This window comes from Variovorax sp. GW821-FHT09A10, assembly GCF_059418385.1.
On record NZ_JBWKPT010000002.1, the window covers coordinates 634,032 to 655,111 of the forward strand.

The 21,080-nt window shown below is 68.1% G+C and carries 22 protein-coding genes; 6 read left to right on the forward strand and 16 right to left on the reverse strand.

The genetic code is table 11. From position 1 onward, the window contains the following. The first annotated feature begins 94 nt into the window (after positions 1–94). Positions 95–1,033: a LysR family transcriptional regulator gene (locus tag AC07Q9_RS09755; RefSeq protein WP_495309056.1), complete on the forward strand. Its 939-nt coding sequence runs from the start codon at positions 95–97 to the stop codon at positions 1,031–1,033. On the opposite strand, the gene AC07Q9_RS09760 is transcribed toward AC07Q9_RS09755, so the two are convergent. The 6 genes from AC07Q9_RS09760 to AC07Q9_RS09785 all read right to left on the reverse strand — a co-directional run bounded on the left by AC07Q9_RS09760 (position 1,025) and on the right by AC07Q9_RS09785 (position 6,978). After that, positions 1,025–2,722, reverse strand: coding sequence for a long-chain fatty acid--CoA ligase (locus AC07Q9_RS09760; protein ID WP_495309058.1), 1,698 nt, complete (start codon positions 2,720–2,722; stop codon positions 1,025–1,027). The genes AC07Q9_RS09755 and AC07Q9_RS09760 overlap by 9 nt on opposite strands. 100 nt (positions 2,723–2,822) lie before the next feature. Next, on the reverse strand, positions 2,823–3,272 hold the full coding sequence (locus AC07Q9_RS09765) for a nuclear transport factor 2 family protein (protein WP_307638209.1): 450 nt from the start codon (positions 3,270–3,272) through the stop codon (positions 2,823–2,825). Between the two features lie 53 nt (positions 3,273–3,325). Then, complete coding sequence (locus tag AC07Q9_RS09770) at positions 3,326–3,937, reverse strand: TetR/AcrR family transcriptional regulator (RefSeq protein WP_495309060.1); 612 nt, start codon at positions 3,935–3,937, stop codon at positions 3,326–3,328. A 63-nt stretch (positions 3,938–4,000) separates the two neighbouring features. Continuing rightward, complete coding sequence (locus tag AC07Q9_RS09775) at positions 4,001–5,176, reverse strand: CaiB/BaiF CoA transferase family protein (RefSeq protein ID WP_495309966.1); 1,176 nt, start codon at positions 5,174–5,176, stop codon at positions 4,001–4,003. Between the two features lie 20 nt (positions 5,177–5,196). Then, positions 5,197–6,171, reverse strand: a complete 975-nt coding sequence (locus tag AC07Q9_RS09780; RefSeq protein WP_495309062.1) for a tripartite tricarboxylate transporter substrate binding protein — start codon at positions 6,169–6,171, stop codon at positions 5,197–5,199. Positions 6,172–6,198: 27 nt separating this feature from the next. Continuing rightward, the gene (locus tag AC07Q9_RS09785) at positions 6,199–6,978 is read right to left on the reverse strand and encodes an enoyl-CoA hydratase-related protein (RefSeq protein ID WP_492683336.1); all 780 of its coding nucleotides are present in this window, start codon (positions 6,976–6,978) and stop codon (positions 6,199–6,201) included. A gap of 96 nt (positions 6,979–7,074) precedes the next feature. Between AC07Q9_RS09785 and AC07Q9_RS09790 the strand changes: the two genes are divergently transcribed. After that, on the forward strand, positions 7,075–7,983 hold the full coding sequence (locus tag AC07Q9_RS09790; RefSeq protein ID WP_495309065.1) for a LysR family transcriptional regulator: 909 nt from the start codon (positions 7,075–7,077) through the stop codon (positions 7,981–7,983). A gap of 31 nt (positions 7,984–8,014) precedes the next feature. Here AC07Q9_RS09790 and AC07Q9_RS09795 read toward each other — a convergent pair whose 3' ends face one another. Genes AC07Q9_RS09795 through AC07Q9_RS09815 form a run of 5 tightly spaced genes read right to left on the reverse strand, consistent with a single transcriptional unit; the run spans position 8,015 to position 11,347 of the window. After that, positions 8,015–8,506: a nucleoside deaminase gene (locus AC07Q9_RS09795; protein WP_495309067.1), complete on the reverse strand. Its 492-nt coding sequence runs from the start codon at positions 8,504–8,506 to the stop codon at positions 8,015–8,017. 19 nt (positions 8,507–8,525) lie between these two features. Next, on the reverse strand, positions 8,526–8,861 hold the full coding sequence (uraH, locus tag AC07Q9_RS09800; protein ID WP_062472877.1) for a hydroxyisourate hydrolase: 336 nt from the start codon (positions 8,859–8,861) through the stop codon (positions 8,526–8,528). Positions 8,862–8,909: 48 nt separating this feature from the next. Then, complete coding sequence (locus AC07Q9_RS09805) at positions 8,910–9,425, reverse strand: hydroxyisourate hydrolase (protein WP_495309068.1); 516 nt, start codon at positions 9,423–9,425, stop codon at positions 8,910–8,912. Next, complete coding sequence (gene uraD, locus AC07Q9_RS09810; RefSeq protein WP_495309070.1) at positions 9,418–9,972, reverse strand: 2-oxo-4-hydroxy-4-carboxy-5-ureidoimidazoline decarboxylase; 555 nt, start codon at positions 9,970–9,972, stop codon at positions 9,418–9,420. The genes AC07Q9_RS09805 and uraD overlap by 8 nt, the downstream gene beginning before the upstream one ends. A 49-nt stretch (positions 9,973–10,021) precedes the next feature. Further along, positions 10,022–11,347 carry an MFS transporter gene (locus AC07Q9_RS09815; RefSeq protein ID WP_492683389.1) on the reverse strand — a complete coding sequence of 442 codons (1,326 nt, stop codon included), beginning with the start codon at positions 11,345–11,347 and terminating at the stop codon, positions 10,022–10,024. Between the two features lie 204 nt (positions 11,348–11,551). On the opposite strand from AC07Q9_RS09815, the gene AC07Q9_RS09820 reads away from it, so the two are divergent. Beyond that, the gene (locus AC07Q9_RS09820; protein WP_495309071.1) at positions 11,552–12,514 is read left to right on the forward strand and encodes a LysR family transcriptional regulator; all 963 of its coding nucleotides are present in this window, start codon (positions 11,552–11,554) and stop codon (positions 12,512–12,514) included. A gap of 201 nt (positions 12,515–12,715) precedes the next feature. Further along, positions 12,716–13,438 (forward strand): hypothetical protein, encoded by a 723-nt coding sequence (locus AC07Q9_RS09825; RefSeq protein ID WP_495309073.1) that lies wholly within the window; start codon positions 12,716–12,718, stop codon positions 13,436–13,438. Here the strand turns inward: AC07Q9_RS09825 and AC07Q9_RS09830 are convergent. The 4 genes from AC07Q9_RS09830 to AC07Q9_RS09845 form a co-directional block, all read right to left on the reverse strand. Beyond that, complete coding sequence (locus AC07Q9_RS09830; RefSeq protein WP_495309074.1) at positions 13,411–14,127, reverse strand: fimbria/pilus chaperone family protein; 717 nt, start codon at positions 14,125–14,127, stop codon at positions 13,411–13,413. The genes AC07Q9_RS09825 and AC07Q9_RS09830 overlap by 28 nt on opposite strands. Positions 14,128–14,404: 277 nt before the next feature. Further along, positions 14,405–15,073, reverse strand: a complete 669-nt coding sequence (locus AC07Q9_RS09835; protein ID WP_495309075.1) for a DUF1120 domain-containing protein — start codon at positions 15,071–15,073, stop codon at positions 14,405–14,407. 132 nt (positions 15,074–15,205) lie between these two features. Continuing rightward, positions 15,206–15,868, reverse strand: a complete 663-nt coding sequence (locus AC07Q9_RS09840) for a DUF1120 domain-containing protein (RefSeq protein ID WP_495309077.1) — start codon at positions 15,866–15,868, stop codon at positions 15,206–15,208. A 138-nt stretch (positions 15,869–16,006) separates the two neighbouring features. Next, positions 16,007–16,669 carry a DUF1120 domain-containing protein gene (locus AC07Q9_RS09845; protein WP_495309079.1) on the reverse strand — a complete coding sequence of 221 codons (663 nt, stop codon included), beginning with the start codon at positions 16,667–16,669 and terminating at the stop codon, positions 16,007–16,009. A 360-nt stretch (positions 16,670–17,029) separates the two neighbouring features. Here AC07Q9_RS09845 and AC07Q9_RS09850 point away from each other — a divergent pair, with 360 nt between their 5' ends. Together AC07Q9_RS09850 and AC07Q9_RS09855 are read left to right on the forward strand one after the other, a co-directional pair. Then, complete coding sequence (locus AC07Q9_RS09850; protein ID WP_495309081.1) at positions 17,030–17,707, forward strand: response regulator; 678 nt, start codon at positions 17,030–17,032, stop codon at positions 17,705–17,707. Then, positions 17,704–20,076 carry an ATP-binding protein gene (locus tag AC07Q9_RS09855; protein ID WP_495309083.1) on the forward strand — a complete coding sequence of 791 codons (2,373 nt, stop codon included), beginning with the start codon at positions 17,704–17,706 and terminating at the stop codon, positions 20,074–20,076. The genes AC07Q9_RS09850 and AC07Q9_RS09855 overlap by 4 nt, the downstream gene beginning before the upstream one ends. A gap of 12 nt (positions 20,077–20,088) precedes the next feature. Here AC07Q9_RS09855 and AC07Q9_RS09860 read toward each other — a convergent pair whose 3' ends face one another. Further along, positions 20,089–20,976 (reverse strand): LysR family transcriptional regulator, encoded by an 888-nt coding sequence (locus AC07Q9_RS09860; protein WP_495309086.1) that lies wholly within the window; start codon positions 20,974–20,976, stop codon positions 20,089–20,091. Between the last annotated feature and the right edge of the window lie 104 nt (positions 20,977–21,080).

A 21,080-nucleotide genomic window follows, 5' to 3' on the forward strand; every position in this document is an offset into this window, starting at 1 on the left:
AGCCATGCGCCATCGATAAACCGGCAAAGCCAACAATCACTGTTTGCAGATTCCAAACAATCAATCAAGGCACACGCCCCGCAGGAGCCCTCCGATGGACCGTTTCGATGCAATGCAGGCCTTCACCCGCGTGGTGGAAGCCGGCAGCTTCACCAAGGCCGCCGACACGCTGCACATGAGCAAGACCAGCGTGACCCAGCTCGTGCAGCAGCTGGAGGCGCGGCTGCGTGTGAAGCTGCTCAATCGCACGACGCGCAAGGTGAACGTCACGGCCGACGGTGCGGCGTACTACGAGCGTGCGGTGCGGCTGCTGGCCGACCTGGACGATGCCGAGACCAGCCTGTCGAGCGCCGCCGCCCTGCCCCGCGGCCGCCTGCGGGTCGACGTGCCCAGCCCACTGGCCCGCATGATCCTGGTGCCCGCGCTGCCGGCCTTCCATGCGCGCTACCCCGACATCCAGCTCGACATGGGCGTGAGCGACCGCATGGTCGATGTGATCGGCGAGAACGTCGATTGCGTCGTGCGCGGCGGCGAGCTCAACGACCCGTCGCTCATGGCCCGCCGCGTGGGCGACCTGCAGCTCGGGGTTTATGCGGCGCCGAGTTACCTCGAGCTGGCCGGCGCGCCAACGCATCCGCGCGAGCTGGAAGACACGCACCACCGCATCGTCGGCTTCCTGTGGTCGCGCCACGGCAAGACCTTTCCGTACGCCATGCACCGGGGCGGCGAGCGCGTCGACGTGCAGGGCCGCTACGTGCTCTCGGTCGACGACGGCAACGCCTACCTCGCGGCCGGGCTGGCGGGCCTGGGCATCCTCTGGCTGCCGGACTACATGGCCGCGCCGCACCGGGCGCGCGGCGAACTGGTGCCGCTGTTCGAAGACTGGCAGCTCGATCCGATGCCGCTGTACGTGGCGTTCGCGCCGAACCGGCATGTGAGCGCCAAGCTGCGCGCGTTCATCGAGTGGGTCGCCGGGCTGATGGCGCAGCATGCGCCGGTCATCGTTCGCCCGGACCCGTCGGATTCACGTTGACGCAGCCTCTGCTTCCTGCAGCGCGCGCCACATCACCTTGCCACTGCCACTCTTGGGCAACGCATCGACGAACTGCACCACGCGCGGCGCCTTGTACGCCGCCATGTTCGCGGCGCACCAGTCGATGATGTCCTGCGCGCTCACCGGCGCTTGCGCAGGCTTCAGCACCACCAGCGCCTTGACCGATTCGCCGCGGTAGGCGTCCCGGGTCGCGATCACGCAGGCCTCCTGGATCGCCGGGTGGCGGAACATCAGTGCCTCCACCTCGGCCGGCCAGACCTTGAAGCCGCTCGCGTTGATCATCCGCTTGAGCCGGTCGGTGACGAAGAAGTAGCCCTCCCCGTCCACATGCCCCATGTCGCCGGAGCGGAAGAAGCGCTTGCCGTCGATCTCGACGAAGGCGGCCTCGGTGTCCGCCGGGCGCTTCCAGTAACCCGCGAAGACCTGCGGCCCGTGGATCACGATCTCGCCCTGCGCTCCCGGCGCGACCTCGCGGCCCGTGTCGGGGTCGATCACGCGCGCGTCAGTGCTCATGAACGGGATGCCCAGGCACTGCAGCTTGGGTGCGTCGGGCGGGTTGTAGTGCGAGGGCGCGGCGGTTTCGGTGAGGCCGTAGGCCTCGACATAGCGCAGGCCGTACTGCTCGAACAGCCGCTGCGCCACCGCCTGCGGCATCGCCGCCCCGCCCCCACCGATGGCGACCAGGCTCGACAGGTCGAAGCGCGCCACGTTCGGGCTGGCCAAGAGGTCGATGACCATGGTCGGGATGTTGGCCCAGTGCGTGACCTGGTGCGTGGCGATCAGCCGGCCCGCCAGCTCGCGGTCCCAGCGCGGCATCAGCACGGCCGTGGCGCCCACCTGCATCGCCGCATGCATGACGCCCACCATGCCGGTGATGTGGAACATCGGCACGGCCACGAGGTGGATGCTCTGCGGCGTCACGTTGCCCCAGGCGTTGATGGCCATCGCGTTGTGCATCGCGTTCGCGTGGCTGAGCATGCAGCCCTTGGGCAGGCCGGTCGTTCCGCTGGTGTAGGGCAACAGGGCCAGTGCGTCCGCATCGGCGCGGGCCACGGGCGGTGCGGCTTCGCAGGCCAGGCAGTCGGTCCAGGCTTGCACCGTGCCACCGGCCAGCGCCGGCAGTTCGCGCCGTGGCAGCAGCCACGGCGCCCAGGCTGCCGGCATGTCCTGTTCCGCTAGCGCGGCCGGGTCGAAGGCATCGGTGAACTGCGTCACGACGAGGTGGCGCAGCTGCTGCACCGGCGGCAAGGCATCGCTGGCTTTCGCGAGCTCGACCGCGAGGTCCGCTGTCGCGATCGCCACCTGCGCATCGGGATCGACGATGAAATGCTTCAGCTCCTCGGCGCGGTTCATCGGGTTGACCGGCACCACCACGGCATCGGCGCGCAGGATCGCGAAATGCGCGATCACCAGCTGCGGGCAGTTCTGCATCGCCAGCAGCACGCGGTCGCCGGGGCGCACGCCTAGCGCATGCAGGCCGGCCGACAGGCGCTCGACGCCGGCCCACAGCTGCGCATAGCTCAGCGTGCACCCCATGAAGATGAGCGCCGCCTTGTCGGGAAAGCGGCGGGCATTGACCGCGAGGTTGTCCCACAGCGGCGTGCGCGCCGCGTGCAGGGCGCGAGGCAGGCGTCGGGGCCAGAACGTGTGATGCGGGCGGGTGTGCATGGCGTGCCCCTGGTGGGTGGTAACCGGTCGTTGGGCGTGGCTGCGCCCTGCCCGCTTCCGACAAGCCGGAAGCGGGAGCGATGCTTCAAGAACGAGACGGCTACGGCTGGCCGGGCGCGATGCCCGCGCGCGCAAAGGCGGCCTGCGACTGGGCGCCGTTCATGTAGACGTCCTTGCGCGTCACCTCGCCAGCGTCGTTGACGTCGACCACGTCGAGCATCTCGACGCGCGCGGTGAACGGCTGCCCTGCCGTGTCCTTCAGCGGCAGCACCATCACCCACTCCAGCACCCAGTGCCGCGCGCCGAACAGGCTGCGCCGCAGTTCGAAGCTGAAGGGGTAACGGGCGAACACGCCGACGCAGTACTGGCGCAGCGCCTCGCGCCCGCGCACCGGTGCGGAACCGTCGTGCAGCCAGTAGGTCGTGTCTTCGGAATGCAGCGATGCGATGCGATCGGGGTCGCGTGTTTCCCATCCGACGTGGTACCGCGCGAACAACGCTTCGGTCCCCAGGGCGGGGTCGGCGGGATCGGTCTTGCCAGGAAACGCCATGTCTGTCTCCATCGGATGCGATGGAGAAAATTTACCGACTCACAGTCGGTTTGTCAATCCGGGTGTGAATCCGACCCGTGTTGCTGCAGCCCGCACAGCATGGTTTCGAGCAGCCGGCAGTGCAGCTGCACGGCGGCCACCGGGTCTTGCGCCGCCCCGCAGGCCAGCGCCGCTTCGGCCACTGCGCCGGCGATGAGTCGCGTGGCGGCCTCGATCTCTTCGGGCGGCGTGCCTGCCGGCATGATGGCCACGAGCCCGGTGCGGATCGAGTCCATGAAGTGGCGGTCGTCGATGCCGCGCCAGCGCTCCCAGCCGAGCACCACGGGCCCGTCGACCAGGATCAGCTGGCGCAGGCCCTCCTGCGTGGCCGCTTCGAGGTAGATGCGCAGGTTGGTCGCGATGGTGTGGGGCGAGCGATGCCCTTCGATACGCTGGATGCGCGTGCCGAGTTCCGCAGCAAGCTCGGCCTGCACCGCATCGAGCACGGCCTCGAAGACGTCGTGCTTGGCGCGGAAGTGGTGATACAGGCCGCCCTTGGCGATCCCCGCGCCGGTTGCGATGTCGTCGATGCTGACCGCCGCGAACCCCCGCTCGATGAACAGCTGCCGTGCCGAGGCGAGGATGGCCCCGACGGTGGTTGCGCTGCGCTTGGCCTGCTGGACCATGTGCGTCTTTCTCCTCGATGGCTGCTGCGCCACGTGAACACGCGGGCAGTATGGCACGCAGTGTCAGCTGGCCGGCGCTGCCGACAGCTCCCGCAGCAGCTCCTCCGTGTGCTCGCCGAGCCGGGGCGCCGCCCTGCCCGCCACCGGCTGCGCATGCAGCCAGCGCGCCGCGGGCTCCAGCCCGACGTAGGTGTTGCCGTGTGCATCGGCATAGTCCCGCACCGGGCCGCTTTCGCTGTCGCGCAACTCGCGGATGAGCGCGTCGACGCCGGGAATGCGCGCCACCGGAATGTCGGCCTCCCGCAAGACCTCCAGCCAGTGTGCCGTCGGGTGCTGCGCGATGTGCTGCTCCACGAAGGCATACACCGCGTCGATGTGCTGCGTGCGGCGGGCCATGGTGCGAAAGCGCGGGTCGCTGTGCCACAGCGCCTCCTGCCCCACCAGCCGCAGGAAGCTTTCCCAGTGCTTGTCGGTGTACAGCAGCGTGCTCAGCCATCCGTCCTGTGTGCGGTAAGGCTTGCGGTAGCACGACAACAGCCTCGGGTTGCCCGACGGTCCCAGCGGCGGCTCGAAGCTCGCGCCGGCCATGTGATCGAGCAGCACGAAGTTCGCCATGGTCTCGAACATCGGCACCTCGATGAACTGGCCCTGGGCCTGTGCGTCGTTCCGGTGGCGCTGCAGCAGCGCGGCCAGCACGGTCTGCGCGGCGAACAGGCCCATGGTCTTGTCGGCGATGTTCAGCGGCAGGTACTGTGGCTCGCCGTCGCCGTCGCCGGCGGCGGCCACGAGCGCGGGCAGGCCCACCATGCCCTGGATCAGGTCGTCGTACGCGGGGCGGCCCGCGTACGGACCGTCCTGCGCGAAGCCCGACAGGAAAACGTAGATCAGCTTCGGGTGGTGCCGCTTCAAGTCGTCCCAGCCCAGCCCGAGGCGCGCGAGCGCGCCCTGTCGCATGTTGGTGATGAACACGTCGGCCGTGGCCACCGCGCGCAGCAGCGTGTCGGCCGCTTCGGGCGCCTTCAGGTCGAGGCACAGGCTGCGCTTGCCGCGGTTCAGATTGAGAAAAACCGGCCCCATGCCCTCTTCGCGCACGGGCCCCATGCCGCGCATGATGTCGCCCTCGGGCGGCTCGACCTTGATGACGTCGGCGCCGTACTCCGCGAGCATCTGCGTGGCGTACGGCCCCATGATGACGCTCGTCAGATCGAGGATGCGGACACCCGAGAGAGGCAGTGCCATCGTCGTCACACCACCCTCCTTCATTGCGGCTCGATGCGCGCGTCGCGCACGATGGCCTGCCACTTGGCGATCTCGCGCTTCACGAAGGCCGCGAAGGCCACGGCATCCATCGTGCCTGGCGCCGTGCCCTGACTTGCCAGCATTTCCTTGAATGCCGGCTCGCTCATCGCGCCGATGGCGATGCGGTTGAGCTGCTGCACGATCGCGGGCGGCGTGCCGCGCGGTGCATACAAGCCGATCCAGATCTCGGTCTCGTAGCCGGGCACGCCCTGCTCGGCGATGGTGGGCACGTCGGGCAGCGAGGGGTTGCGCTGCGCGGTCGACACGGCGATGGCGCGCAGCTTCTGGCTCTCGACGTACTTCACCGCCGTGAGCGCATCGACGAAGGCCGCGTGGATCTGTCCGCCCAGCACGTCGTTCACCGCCAGCGCCGTGCCCTTGTAGGGCACGTGCAGGAACGGCGCGCCCGTGCGGGCCGCCAGCAGCTCGCCCGACAGGTGCGTCGTACCGCCGGTGCCCGACGAGCCGTAGGACACGCCGCCGCTCTTCTTCGCGAACGCGATCAGCTCCTGCAGGTTCTTCGCGGGCACCGAGGGATGGACCACGAGCACGTTCGGCGTGCGCGCCAGCAGGGCCACGGGCACGAAGTCCTTCTCCGTGTCATACGGCAACTGCCTGGTGATGGCCGGGTTGACGACATGCGCCGTCGTCGTGATGAGCAGCGTGTACCCGTCCGGGCGCGACTTGGCGACGCGCTCCGCGCCGATGATGCCGCCCGCGCCCACGCGGTTCTCGACCACCGCGGGCTGCTTGAGCTCGTCTTGCATCCTGCGCGACAGCTGGCGGGCCAGCACGTCGGTCATGCCACCTGCGGTGAAGGGCACGACCAGCGTCACGGGGCGGTCGGGGTACGTGGACGCGACGGCCGCGGAAAGCCCCGAGGCCAGTGCCAGCCCGAGGGCGGCGGCGCGCACGAATTTCGAGATCGTTGTCATGTGTCTGTGTCTCCTTGAGAGGCTGCTTCAGCCGCGCTTTCTCGCGCGCAGGAAGGCCTCGATGTAGTCCTTGGGCTCGCTCGTGTCGTAGGCGCGCACCAGCGCCTCGACGCCGACGGCGATGGCGTCCTGCGTGGGCATGCGTTCCCAGCTGCGGATCAGCGCCTTCTGGTTGCGCAGGGCCTGCGGCGCGCCCGACAGCAGCTCGTGGCGCCACGTGGCAACTTCGTCCTCGAGCGATTCGGCGGGCGCTGTCGCGGTGATGAGGCCCCAGCTGCAGGCCGTGTCGGCGTCGATCATGCGGCCCGACAGCAGCAGGTCGCGCGTGCGGCCCCAACCGATCAGACCCGGCAGCAGCGCACCATGAATGACCGAGGGCACGCCGAGCTTGACCTCGGGCATGCCGAAGCGCGCGTCCTTCGCGGCGATCTTCAGGTCGCACACGGTCGCGACCTCCATGCCGGCGCCCAGGCAGTAGCCCGACACCACCGACATGGTGGGAAACGGCAAGGCGCGCAGCTGCTCGCACAGCGCGAACACGCCCTTGATGTAGGCATCGATGTCGCGGTGCTTCGCGTCCTTGAGGAACTTGATGTCGGCCCCGCCCACGAAGGCCGTGGGGCGCCCGCGCAGGACCATGAGGCGGATGTCGTCGCGCCACTGCAGCTCGTGCAGCGTCTCGGTATAGATGGCGGCGGCCTCGGCGGTGAGCAGGTTGAGGCGGCCGTTGTCGAACTGCACGTTGGCGACGCCTTCGGCATCGACATCGACGTGGCAGCAAGGGCGGGATTCGGTGGAGGTTTCCATGGTGCAGGCGGGTCGGTGATGGGATTGCGCCTGATCGTAGGCAGCCCTCATTGATGCAACAATGGAATTATTCGAATAAACCAAGTCCCCATTGGAATGAATATCACCATCCGGCAGCTCGAGGTTTTCCTGGCGCTGTTCGACACGCGCAGCTTCACCGCGGCCGCCACCCAGCGCCACATGACGCAGTCGGCCGTGAGCAAGGTGGTCGCCGAACTTGAGACGCAGCTGGGGTTCGCGCTGTTCGACCGCACCACGCGGCGCGTGCAGCCCAATGCGCAGGCCGTGGAGTTCCATCCCTTCGCGGTGGAGATCATCGCGACCATGCGCTCGGCGGCGCGCAGCGTGGCCGAGCTTGCCGACCTGCAGCGCGGGCGCGTCGGCATCGCCGCCTCACCGATGATGGTCTACGGCCTGCTGGCCCCGCTGATCGCCGACTACCGCAGGCGCTACCCCGGCGTGCAGTTCGACCTGCACGAACTCTCGACCGACGAGACCGTCGCGAGCGTCCTGGCCGGCCGGGTCGACTTCGGCCTGGGCGCGATCGACCACGAGATTGCCGGCGCCGACACCCAGGTCGCGTTCGAGGATTCGATGTTCGCCGTGGTGCGCGCGGACCACCCGATGGCCGCGAAGAAGAAGGTCCCGTGGAAAGAGCTGGCGCGCTGGGAGCACATCAGCCTGCGCAACGTGTACACGGTGCGGCGCACCATCGACGACATCGTGGCGCGCCAGGGCATCGCGCTGCCCAGCGCCATCGAGGTCGGCACGCTCACCGCCGCGCTCGGGCTGGTGCGTGCGGGTGCGGGGGTGGTCGTGCTGCCCGGCTACGCGGCCCGCATCGCGCAGGAATGGGGGCTCAAGGCCTGCGCCATCGCTGACATCGGCGCCACGGTGCACCGCATCCACGTGATCCGGCGGCAGAAGTCGACGCTGTCGATTGCCGCGCGGCGCTTCCTCGACGAGCTGCGGATGCCGGCCGGGAAGCTGCCCGCCCGCCCCTAGCGTCGGGGGCGGTGCGGGGCTTTCTTGCGGGTCAACCCGCCGGCTGCGCCACCTTGCGCCACGCCTCGTACAAGTCCTCATCAGCCTCATCGCGCACCGGCAGCGAATGCAGTTTCATCTCACGCTGCTCCACCGGCCGGGCGATCTCGACGTAGCCGCGTGCGGCCGACAGGTCGAAGGGTTCGCCGTCTTCGTTCGAGTAAGCGTAGAAGACCTCCTTCACGCCCGACAGGTACATCGCCGTCAGGCACATCGAGCACGGGTAGCCGCTGGCGTACACGGTGCAGCCCGACAGGTCGGTGCTCTTCAGCGCCTTGGCGGCGGCGCGCACGGCCTGCATCTCGGCGTGGGCCGAGGGGTCGCACAGGGCGTCCACCTCGTTGACGGCGGTGGCAATCACCTTGCCGTCGCGCGCGATCACGGCGCCGAAAGGCCAGGTCTTGCGTTCGCGGATGTTGCCCATGGCGAGGCGGATGGAGTCGAGCAGGTACGCGCCTGCGTGGGGGTCATGGGATGTGGTCATTCAGGAAAAGCTCCCGCGGTCAGCTGCCGCGATAGGTGGAAAAAAACCAGGGGGCGCACAGCATCGGCACGTGGTAGTGCTGCGCGGCGTCGGCGATGGCGAAGCGCACGGGCACCACGTCCGACAGCGCATCGGCCGCCTTGAAGTGGTCCCCGACATGGAACTGCAGCTCGAACTGCCCGGTGCGCGCCGAGGCGGCGGCCAGCATGGGCGCGTCGGTGCGGCCGTCGGCGTTGGTGCGCGTGCTGTTCAGGCGCGTCGGCGGCGTGGTCGCCACGTCGTAGAGGTCGACCTTCAGCCCGACGAGCGGGCGGCCGGTGGTGATGTCGAGCACGTGGGTGGTGATGCCGGTCATGAGAACAAAACTCCTTGCAGACGATGGGAACGAACGGGGCCTGCTTGTTCAGCTGCCGCGCGAGTAGGTGTAGCTCCACGGGCCGAACTGGATCGGCAGGTGGATGCGCTCGGCCACGTTGGCCACGCGGATGCGCACCGGCAGCTTCGACAGGAACGGCGGCGTGGGCAGGCGCGATTGCTTGCGCGCGAAGTACTCGTCCACGTGCAGCAGCAGCTCGTAGTCGCCGGCGCGGTAGCTGTCGCCGATCAAGAGCGGCTCGTCGGCGCGGCCGTTGCCGTTCATGGTCACGGTGCGCAGCAGCTTGAAGCCGTCGCCCTCGCGCACCGAGAAATCGATGCGCAGGCCGGTCGCCGCAGCGCCGTGGAAGGTGTCGAGCGCGTGCACGGTCAGGCGCGGGCTCACGCCGTGCAGCACGATCGGGCCGCTGGCCTGGGCCGGGCCGGCGGGTGCGGCCGTTGTCTGCGCAACAGCACCGTGGGGCGCCAGGGCTGCGGCGCCGAGCGCGAGGCCCGAGAGCGCGAAGCGACGGCGTGCGGGCAGGGAAATTTCTTTCTCAGGCATGGACCGCTCCTTGGGAGGTGGACGCATCCAGCAGCGTGTCGATGCGCCCGCGGGTGATGAGGCCGATCTGCGTCAGCGCCGCGCGGCGCTCGGCTTCGGTGGACTCGGCGGCGCGGCTGCGCAGCGCCTCGAAGATCTGGCCCTTGGTGCTGCGCCGCACCGCGATGATGAAAGGAAAGCCGTGCCGCTCTCGGTACACGCGGTTCAGCCGCTGGATCTCGGCCATCTCCTCGCGGCTCAGCGCATTCAGGCCCGCACTGCCCTGCTCGCCGACCGACTCGGCAGTCATCGTGCCGGACTGGGCTTCGCGGCCCGCCAGCTCGGGGTGGCCGCAGAGGAACGCCAGCTGCTGGGCGTCGGGTGCGCGGCGCACCACGTCGAGCATGGCTTCGTGCAGCGCTTCGATGGTGGCGAAGGGCCGCAGCGACCAGGCCGAGCGTGCGACCCAGGGCGAGTTCTCGAAAGTCGGCCCGAGTGCGGCGACGAACGCGTCGCAGTCCATGGCGTTGAGCGCCTGGAGATCGAAACGATGGGCGTGGGAAGGCATGGAGCGCATCTCCTTTGTATTCAGACAGTCGGACGAAGGGGGGAAGGAATCAGCGCGCAGACGTCTTCTGCAGACGCGGCACGAACAGCAGAATCAACACGGCGGCGCAGACTTCCACCGCCGCGACCACATACAGCCCCGGCGCGAGGCTGCCGGTGGCGGTCTTGATGAGGCCCAGCATCCACGGCGCGCCGAAGCCCGCGAGGTTGGCGATCGAGTTGATCAGCGCCACGCCGCCGGCGGCTGCGGTGCCGGCCAGGAAGCGGTTGGGCATCTGCCAGAACACGGGGATCGCGCTCATGGTGCCGACGATGGCGAGCGTGAGACCCGCCAGCACCAGGGCCGGGCTCTGGCGCAGGAACAGCGCGACCACCAGCAACGCACCCGAACCCAGTGCCGCGGCCAGTGCGCAGTGGTAGCGCGCCTCCTGGTGGCGGTCGGAGTGGAAGCCGTTCCAGATCATGCCGGCCGCGCCGCACAGGTAGGCGCCGGCCATGATCCAGCCGATGGTCAGCGGGTTGGTGAAACCGATCTCCTTGACCAGCGTCGGGCCGTAGAAGGTGAGCGACGAGTTCGCCGCGATGATGCAGAAGAAGATCAGGATCAGCAGCCAGAACTTGCCGTTCTTCAGCGAGGCCAGCATGCTGTGCTCGCGGTGGCCCAGCGCCTTGCGGTCGCGCTCCAGGTCGTCGTGCACCAGCTGGCGTTCACGCGCCGTGAGCCAGTGGGCCTGTTCGGGGCGGTCGGTCAGGTAGAAGTAGGTGGCGATGCCGGCCAGCACCGAGGGAATGCCCTCGAGCAGCAGCACCCACTGCCAGCCGGCCCAGCCGTTCACGCCATGCATGTTGTTCATGATGGTGCCGGCCAGCGGCCCGCCGATCACGCCCGCGAAGGCCGAGGCCGACATGAACATGCCGAAGGCCTTGGCGCGCCGGCTGTCAGGGAACCAGTAGGTCAGGTACAGGATGATGCCGGGGTAGAAACCGGCCTCGAACACGCCCAGCAGGAAGCGCAGCAGGTAGAACACCTCGGTGCTCTTCACGAACATCGTGGCGATCGAGGTCAGGCCCCAGCCGATGGTGATGCGCATGATGGTCTTCTTGGCGCCGATCTTCTGCAGCAGCAGATTGCTGGGCACCTCGAAGAAGAAGTAGCCCAGGAAGAAGATCCCCGCGCCCAGCCCGTAGGACGCCTCGCTCCACTTCAGGTCGTCCAGCATCGTCAGCTTGATGAAGCCGATGTTGACCCGGTCGATCCAGGCCAGCACCCACAGCAGCATCAGGAAGGGAATCAGGCGAAAGATGATCTTGCGGTAGATGCCGTCCAGTTCCGCCGTGGCGGTGTGTTCCCGGACTGGCGCCATCGTGGCGTCCATGCTCATGGTTGTCTCCATTTCTAGGTGTGGACGGGACACGCCGCCTGGGACCTTCTGTGGGTCCGCTTGCGGCTGCCGTTCCCGCTGGTGGCGAACTGTAGGCAGATATCGCGGCCCCGGATCACGCTCTCTAGAATGTGCGGCATAACGGTTTGCCATGATGGTCCTGCCGTCGGCAACGCCTCTTTTCTCCGCCCAGCCGCCATGTCACGCTCCCACGCCCCCGTCGACACCTACCTGCTGCGCGTGCTGGTCGCCCTGGTGGCCGAACGCAGCGTCTCCCGGGTGGCCGTGCGGATGAACCAGACCCAGCCCGCCATCAGCACCGCGCTGCGCCGGCTGCGCGAGGTGTTCGCCGACCCCATCCTCGTGCGCGAGCGCAGCGGCATGGTGCCGACCGAGCGGGCGCTGCAGCTGCGCGACCGCGCGCGCGGCGCGTTGCTCGAAATCGACCGCATGCTCTCGGGCCCCGAGCAGTTCGAGCCCGCTTCGAGCGCGATGACCTTCCACCTCGCGCTGCCCGACTACCTGGCGATGAGCTTCCTGGCCGACGTGACCACGCGGTTCCGCGCCGAGGCGCCGCATGCGCGGCTGGTGGTGCACCCGCTGAGCGTCACCTACGACTACGAGCGCGCGCTGGCCCAGGGCGAGCTGGACATCGTCATCGGCAACTGGCCGCAGCCGCCCGAGCGGCTGCACCTGTCGCTGCTGCTCGAAGACGACCTGATGTGCCTCATGGGCAAGAACAACCCGCTGGCCGCCAAGGGCGCCATGACGATGGAGCGCTACATCGCCGCGCGCCACGTGGTGCCCACGCCGTATGCGGCGTCGCAGCGCGGCGTGGTCGAGACGCACCTGGCCACCTTGCGCCAGACGCGCGAGGCCTGCATTGCCGTGCCCTACTTCACCGTGGCGCCGCACCTGCTGGTGGGCACCGACCTGGTCTTCACCACCGCGCGCCATTTCGCGATGCAGTTCGTGCACACGCTGCCGCTGGTGGCGGTGCCCGCGCCGCAGGGCTTTCCGCGCATGCGCTTCTACCAGCTGTGGCACGACCGCTCGCAGCACGAGCCGGCACACCGCTGGCTGCGCGGCATCCTGGCGGCCGTGGCGTCGGGGCTGGCGCGGCCCGATGCAGCGGCAGAAGCCGCATCGGCAAGCGCCTAGGCGGCCGACCCCGGCGCAGCGGCTGCGCGCCCCCACGCGCGTTCCCCTGCCCTTCGGACGGGTTCCCGCTGCCGGCGCCTGTTCTCTTCCGGCGCGCTGGTCGTGGTGCTCAACCGGTAGCCCTGCCCCGGAACGGCCTGCAGCTCCAGCCCATGGCGCCCCGAGCCAAGGCCGAGCTTGCGGCGCAGGCCGCACACGTTCGTGGAGAGCACCCCGGAGCCGCAGCGATGGCCGCTGTCCCAGACCAGCGCGCGCAGTGCGTGGTGGGTCACCGGCATGGCGGCTGTCCATCGTCAGCAGGTCGTAGTTCAGCAGGCCGGCAGCGCCGCCGCTGCTGAAGGTGTCGGCGCGCTCGCGGGCCCGGAACGCATCGGTCGGCACGATGAGGCGGACCTCGTCCCTGCCGGGGCGCAGCTCGATGATCGTGCTGGGAAACTGGCGCTGAAATGCATCGCAGGCCGTGGCGCCCGCAGCTGCGTCGCCCACCTCTGGGCCGGTGACGAGGCCGGCCTTGTCCCGCAGTGTCTCGTCGAAGCACAGGCGGCCTTCCGCATCGAAGGTGGCGGGCACCAGCCCGCGACGCTCGTCGTTGACGAACAGCGTCACCACGTTCGCCCCGGCGCGAAAGCGGGCTTCGTGCCGGAAGTAGTCCGCCAGCTTCGGATCGATGCCGCGCTGCTTGAGCACGTCCTGGTCGAAGCCGGCGACCTGCTTCTCCTTGACGAACTGCTCGATGGCGTCGGCACGCTCCTCGCCGGCCAGGGCAAAGGCCGAAGGAGACACCAGCAACACGCAGAGCGCCGCCGGCAGGCCTGCCGAAGCGCCTTTCGTGCGCCCTCCCCCCGCAGCCATCGCGGCAGCCAGGGGCGCCCTGCACAAGGAACGCGCAGCCATCGTCAGTGCGCCGCGAGCCTGGCGTCGTAGCTGGCCACAGTGAAGCCGTACACCGTCGCGGGCACCAGCCGCACCGTGGCGGCGCCCTGGGCAGCGGCCGGCAGGGCCACTTCCACCGACTCGCCGGGAAGCACATAGGGACGCGGCAACTCGACCGTCGCGGTCGACGGCAGCAACTGGACCGAGGCGGCCATGCGCACCACGTACGGACTGTCGTTCCTCACGCGCAGCGTGTCGGCCCCGACCGACCACTTCAGTCGTTTCCACGGCTGGTCGTCCTGCGCCAGGCCCTTGGGATGAATCAGCACCGGCAGGTTCTGGCGAACGTTCATGTTCACGCGCAGGCCCGGTTCCATGTTCTTCGGAGGAATGCCCTCGAAGATCACGCGCCGCAGGCGTTGCGTCTGCAGCGGCTGCTTGGTCTGCAACAGAAAGCGCACCAGCTGCGTTTGCCCCGGCTCGACCCGGGCGACCGGCGGGGTCACGATCAGCAGGGTCTCGTCGTCCCCGGGAATGCCCGTCAGCGACGTGAACATGAGGGCCGGCTTGGCATCGGTGTTCTTGACGTTGATGCTGGCCTCGCCGTCGCTTTCGTTGACGATGACGACGGAGGTCTCAGGCAGCATGCCCGCGGCATGGAGCGGCAACGGGGCAAGGCCCGCGATCAACGCGGACGATGCAGACAGTGCGAAAACAAACGCAGCGGGAGTGAAGTTCACGGTTCTCTTTCCTGTGTACGGACGAGCGCGTCCGCCGTCTCGAAAGGGGCGCTTTCGAGAAGAATCAAAAAAATGGGGATGGATCGACCGGCTGTTCGTCAGCCGTGGCGCCAGGGGTGGCACCGCGCCGATCCCGATCGGTCTGGACGCGATGCCGGCCGGTTCTCAATGCCGCAGCGGGCCCGGGAACGGGATGCCCTGGAGAGGGTTGTGCCAGGCGCACTGCCCGGCACAACCCTGTATCGGGCGCAAGACCCGCCCGATTCAGCCGCGTGGCTTACAGGTAGACGAGTTCGAACGTCGACAGGCCGTCCAGCGGGATCGCGTGGGTCAACGGCAGGTTGCTGCCCTTGTCGATGGCGGTCACCACACGGATATTGGCCGTGACAGACTTGCGAGCATCCGGCCCACCTTCCGTGCCCACAGCTCTCTTGGATGAAACGATCTGGCCTCCATCCCCCATCAAACCGTTGTCGCCGCCGTACCACCAGGAGGCGCCGCCGTCTGTGCTCTGAATGGTCACCGTGGGGTTGCCATCGTCGGTCTGACTCGTCACCTGCAACGAATAGGCGCCAATGTTCTTGCCATCCGAGGCGCCCAAACCGAGCTTCTTGTTCGGGGGAAATCCCGCGATCGTTGTCAGCGAAGTGACCGCGGTCGAGGCGCGTTCGTCGATCACCTTGAAACCGAACAGCACAGGCGCCTCGCAGGTCATGGTCAGTTGGGTCGACTTTTCCGCGAGCGTGGTCTGGGCCGTCTGGTTCAGCGAACTGGCAGGAATGCCGCCGTAGTCGATCACGCCACCGCCTGCAAAGGCGGGCGTGCAAGCGGCCGGCACGATGGTGCCGCTGATGCGGAGTTCGGTGCCTTCGGCACTCGCCTGGCCGGGCACGAACATCACGGCGACCGCGCAGGCGGCAGCGGCAAGAGTTGCAATTTTTTTCACGAATATTTCCTCAAGAACTTAAGAAGGGTGGCAACGAAGGATTCGTCGAGATCCGCCCAGAGCCCCGAAGCGCTGCCTTTGACGGCAGAAGAAGCAAGGGGGTGGATCGACGGGGTGTTCGTCGGCGGTTGCTTACAGGTAGACGAGTTCGAACGTCGACAGGCCGTCCAGCGGGATCGCGTGGGTCAACGGCAGGTTGCTGCCCTTGTCGATGGCGGTCACCACGCGGATGTTGGTCGTGACAGACTTGTGAACAGACGGCGAAAGTCCCGAGCTGCCGGTGGACGCAATGATCTTGCCCCCATCACCTGTCAGGGCGGGTTGACCAAGAACCGTCCAGCTGGTGCCGCCGTCCGTGCTCTCAAGGGAAGACACGCTGCTGCCATCGGCGGTCTGACCCGTCACCTGCAACGAGTAGGCGCCAATGTTCTTGCCACCCGAGGCGCCCAAACCGAACTTCATGTTCGGTGCATACCCCGCGATCGTTGTCAGCGAAGTGACCGCGGTCGAGGCGCGTTCGTCGACCACCTTGAAGCCGAACAGCACAGGCGCCTCGCAGGTCATGGTCAGTTGGGTCGACTTTTCCGCGAGCGTGGTCTGGGCCGTCTGGTTCAGCGAACTGGCAGGAATGCCGCCGTAGTCGACCACGCCACCGCCGGTGAAAACGGGCGTGCAAGCGGCCGGCACGATGGTGCCGGCGATCCGGAGCTCGGCACTTTCGGCGCTCGCATGGATCGGCGCGAACATCACGGCGGCCACACCGGAGATGGCAGCAAGGGTTGCAATTCTCTTCACAAATTTTTCCTTAAGGAGCTTCGAGAAAGTCTCAAGCGGGGAATTCGCTGGGACCCATCCAGGGTCCCGAGACGATGCGTTTGACGACAGAAGAACCAAGAGCGCAGGGGGATCGACGGGCTCTTCGTCGGCCGTTGCTTACAGGTAGACGAGCTCGAACGTCGACAGGCCATCCAGCGGAATCCGTTGGGTCAACGGCAGGTTGCTGCCCTTGTCGATGGCGGTCACCACGCGGATGTCGGCCGTGACGGAGGCGTGGGCGCCTGGCACCGATCCCGTGGCGCTGCCGGTGAATGAAACGATCTTGCCGCCGTCAACGGTCAGGCCACCCGCAAAGTCCGACCAGGTGGTGCCGCCGTCTGCACTGTGAATGTGCTTGGTGGTGCCTTGATCGGCGGTCTCGTTCGTGATCTGCAACGAGTAGGTGCCGATGTTCTTGCCATCCACGGCGCCCAGGCCGAACTTCGAGTCCGCGCCATACGCCGGGATGGTTTCCAGCGAAGCGACCGCGGTCCCGGCGCGTTCGTCGATCACCTTGAAGGCGAACAGCGCCGACGCCTCGCAGCTCAGGGTCAGCTGGATCGACTTGTCCGCCAGCGTGGTCTGGGCCGTGGGGTTCAGCGAGCCGGCAGACATGACACCGTAGTCGACCACGCCGCCGCCTGCGAAGGCGGGCTTGCAGGCGGCCGGCACGATGGCGCCGGTGATCCGGAGTTCGGCGCTTTCGGCGTTCGCATGGATCGGCGCAATCATCACGGCGGCCACGCCGGCAATGGCGGCAAGAGTTGCAATTTTCTTCACGAGTATTTCCTTAGAACTTCAAAAAAAGTTTCAACGACGAATTCGTTGAGACCACCCATGGACCCGACACGATGCTTTCGACACCATCGGAACGGGCCCATATCCAAAAAATCGATGCGCCGGTTCTCAGCTTCCAAGGGCCTTGCGCCTCTGGAAAAAAGCCGGAGCCTGTGAGGCCGTTGCTGCCCGTCGATTGTTCTGATCGGGCGCTTTTCCCGATATAGAAATGCATCGAAAAACCGGCGGCTCGACGTATGGATCGTTCTAAATTTCGAAACGGTGGCGGCCACGCATCCCCCCGTTGTGATGGTGTCGACGTGCAGGCGAGCGTCCTACGATCCGCCCACTGGGAGGGACCCCATGGCACACCACCTCGCCGCGCAACCGCTTCGCCTGATGGTGCTCGACGACCACGAGGTCGTCCGGCATGGCCTGGTCACCAGGTTGGCGGATGAACCCGACCTGTCGGTGGTCGGCAGCCATGGCACCAGCCGCGAACTGCTCGATGCCCTGGCCGCCCTGCCAGCCGACATCGTGCTGATGGATTTCTCGCTCGGCCCTTCCGACATCGACGGGCTCAACCTCCTGCGGGCGCTGAAGGTCCGGCATCCGCTCAGCCAGACGATCGTCATCTCCGCGCACTACGGCGCGGCCACCGTGGCACTGGCGCTGAAGGCCGGCGCGCGCGGCTACGTCGGCAAGAGCCAGGAACTCGGCGAGGTGGTGGCGGCCGTGCGCACGGTGGCCAAGGGCCGCATCCACCTGCATCCCGACATGGCGGCGGACATCGCGACCCATTCCGAAGCAGCCTCGCACCACACCGACGCCGACGCGCTCACGGCGCATCCCCTGCTGTCCCCGCGCGAGCGCGAGGTGCTGCGCTGCTGCCTGGAAGGCCTGTCGGTCACGCAGATCGCGGCGAAGTTCTCTCGCAACGTGAACACCATCAGCACGCAGAAACACGCGGCGTTCCGCAAGCTGGGCATCCGCACGGACAACGAGCTGTTCAAGATCCGCCACCAGCTGGACAAGACATGAATCCCTGGCTCACTCTCGGGCGAACGGCGCGATGGGCGATGTGCGGCGCGATGGCCCTCCCCGCCGGCCCCGCGTGGGCACAGGCGCAGCCCGTCTTCACCGAGGAAGAGCATCGCTGGATGAACGCCAACCCCGTCGTGCGCTATGCCGCCGACACCCGGCTGAGCCCGCTGGAGTCCATCGAGCACGGCCGCTACAAGGGTTTGATCGCCGAGTACCTCGACGCGGTCGCCCGCAAGTCGGGCCTGCGCTTCGAGCTGCACGCCACCCACGACTGGCAGGAAGCCCTGCAGGCTTTTCTGGACGGCAAGGTCGACATGTTCCCCAACGCCAGCGCCCAGCGCACCACGCGCGAGGTCGGCGCCCGGCTGCGCCTGACCGATCCCTTCTTCGTGGCGCAGACCCTCATCGTCACGCGCACCGATGCCCCGATCGTCCTGCACATGAAGGACCTGGAGGGCAAGGTGGCGGCCGTGCGCGGCGGGGGCTCCTACGAGCATGTCTTTGCCGATCGCTACCCCGGCGTGCGCGTGCTGCCCACCAGCGAACCGATGGAGAGCCTCGATGCTGTGATCTCAGGCCAGGCCTATGCGGCCATCGGCTCCGACGCGGTGTTCCTGCCCATGATGCGCCGCAGGTATGCGAGCCGGCTGAGCATCTCCGGCACGGTGGGCGACCTGCTGTACCTGGCCCAGATGGGCGTTCGCGCCGACCTGCCGCTGCTGCATTCGATCGTGGAGAAGTCGCTCGCCAGCCTCTCGGCCGCGGAGACGGGCCAGATGAACGACCGGTGGCTGGAGCAGACCGACTTCGGCGAGCCGTCGCTGCTGTCGATCGTGCGCTACCGCCTGCCGCAGCTGTTGCTGCTGCTCGGCGGCGTCGTGCTGCTCGGCTGGTTCGCCTGGCGCGCCCGCGTGGCGCAGCGCGCCGCACAGAAGAGCGAGCGCACCAAGTCGAACTTCCTGGCGGTCATGAGCCACGAGATCCGCACGCCCATGAACGCGGTGCTGGCCTCCATCGAGATGCTGGCCCACACGCCGCTGGATGCGCGCCAGAAGCGCTTCACGCGCACCGCCTCGGCGGCGGCCGAGGCCCTGCTGTCGCTGCTGGACGATGTGCTCGACCTCTCGAAGCTGGACGCCCGGCGCCTCGCGCTGGAACTGGTGCCCACCGACGTCGACACGCTGGCGCAGAAGGTGGCGCATGTGGCGCGCGTGAACGCGCAGGACAAGCCGCTGGTCATCGCGGTGCGCACGCACAACCCGTCGGGCCGGCAGGTGCTGATCGACCCCACGCGGTTGCGGCAGGTGCTGCTCAACCTGCTGGGCAATGCCGTGAAGTTCACCGAGCGCGGGCGCATCGACGTGACACTGGAGCTTCTGGACGACGGCGACATGAACGGGCTGCTGACGGTCACGGTGAGCGACACCGGCATCGGCATTGCGCCCTCGCAGCAGGCCACCCTCTTCGATGCCTATTCGCAGGCCGACAGCTCCACCACGCGGCGCTTCGGCGGCACCGGCCTGGGGCTGACCATCTGCAAGGAGCTGGTCGAATTGATGGGCGGCGAGATCCGGTTGACCAGCCGGCTCGGTGCGGGCACCTCGGTCGAGTTCGCCCTGCCGGTGAAGCTTGTGTCGCCCCCACAAGAACTGTCCAAGGATGCCGCTGCGGCGCGTGGCAAGCCGCCTTCCGGTCCTGCGGCCACCGTGCTGGTCGTGGAGGACCATCCGGGCAACCAGTTCATCATCGCGGAGCAGTTGCGCCTGCTGGGCTACGACGCCCGCATCGAGGCCGACGGCGCGGCGGCGCTGGCCGCGCTCGCGCCGCCGCATCCTTTTGCGCTCGTGCTCATGGACTGCCACATGCCCGGGATGAACGGTTATGAAGCGACGCGCCGCCTCCGGGAGCGTGAGCGCGAGGCAGGCGCCACCCATCTGCCCGTGATCGCGATCTCGGCCGCGACCGACTCGGCGCACCTCGACGAATGCATGGAAAGCGGGATGGACGGCGTGCTCAAGAAGCCGCTGCGGCTGGACGAGCTGTCGAGCATGCTGCAGCTCTGGCTGGGCGGCGCGCCGTCGTCGCCGCAACGTCCCGACACGGCCTTGCCGCCGCAGTTTCACGAGGCCATGGCGGAAGACCTTGCGGCCTTGCGTCGGGCGTTCGCTGCGGGCGACACCGCGAGCGCGGCGCACCATGCGCACCGGATCAGGGGCGCGGCCTTGATGGTCGACGCCGCGGCCGTGGCGGCGCCTGCCGAGGCGTTGGAAGACATCGCCCGCGGCGACACCGCTTCGGATCACATGCGCGTGGCGGACCTGCTGGACGAACTCCAGCTTGCGCTGTCGGCGATGGCTGCATCCTGAACCGACGGCGCCTCAATCCTCTGCCATCTGCTCCTGCATCAACCGCCGAAGAATCGCCAGCGCCGGCGCCTCCGTGCGCTGGCGCAGCGTCACCAACCCGAAGCGCGCCGTGCCGCGCATCGGCGGCTCCATCCGCAGCCGGACCAGGTCGGGCGCCGTCGCGTGCACCGCCAGCAGCACCGTGTCGCTCTGGCGCACCACGTCGGCGATGCTGGGCACTTCTTCGCATTGCAGCGTCACGCAGTGCGCGGGATGCGCCTGCGGGCCGTAGGTCTCGACCAGCCCGCGCGCCACCTCGTCGCTCAGCGGCGTGGAGGCGATCGGGTAGCGCTGCACCGCCTCGAAGCTCACGCCCTTGCGCAGCCGCGTGAGCGGATGGCCGCGGCGGCACATGAAGCCGGCGCGCATCTCGTAGACCTGCGTCAGTGTGAGATCGGGCGCGGGCTTGAGCGCGCGCGCATCGACCACCAGCGCATCGAGGCTGCGCTCGCGCAGCGCCTGCGCCAGCAGGTCGGTGCTGCCGCGCGCGATCACGGTGCGCACGGCCGGGTGGTGCGTCGCCATGTGCAGCAAAAAGGGCGTCATCAGCAGCGCGCCCGGCCCCGAGCCCAGCCCGATGCGCACCGTGCCGCCCTCGCCTTCGCGCATCTGCCGGCCACGGTCGCGCAGCGCCTCGGCCTCCGACACCAAGAGCCGCGCGCGCTCCAGCACCTCGCGCCCGAAGGCCGTGAGTTCGTTGCGCCGACCGATGCGGTCGAACAGCGGCATGCCCAGCTCGTCCTCGAGCGCGCGCACGCTGCGGCTGAGCGCGGGCTGCGTCAGGTGCAGCGCCTGCGCCGACTGGCTGAACGAGCCCGTGTGGGCCAGCGAAATCAGGTGCCTCAGTTGAACCAGCGTCATGGCGAAAGCCTCGTTTTCAGGAATGCATTGGACTCATGCTAATGCAGCCAACAATGCATTGGACGTTGCGTCGGGCCGCTCCTAGCATTCCCCTGCATCCGGCC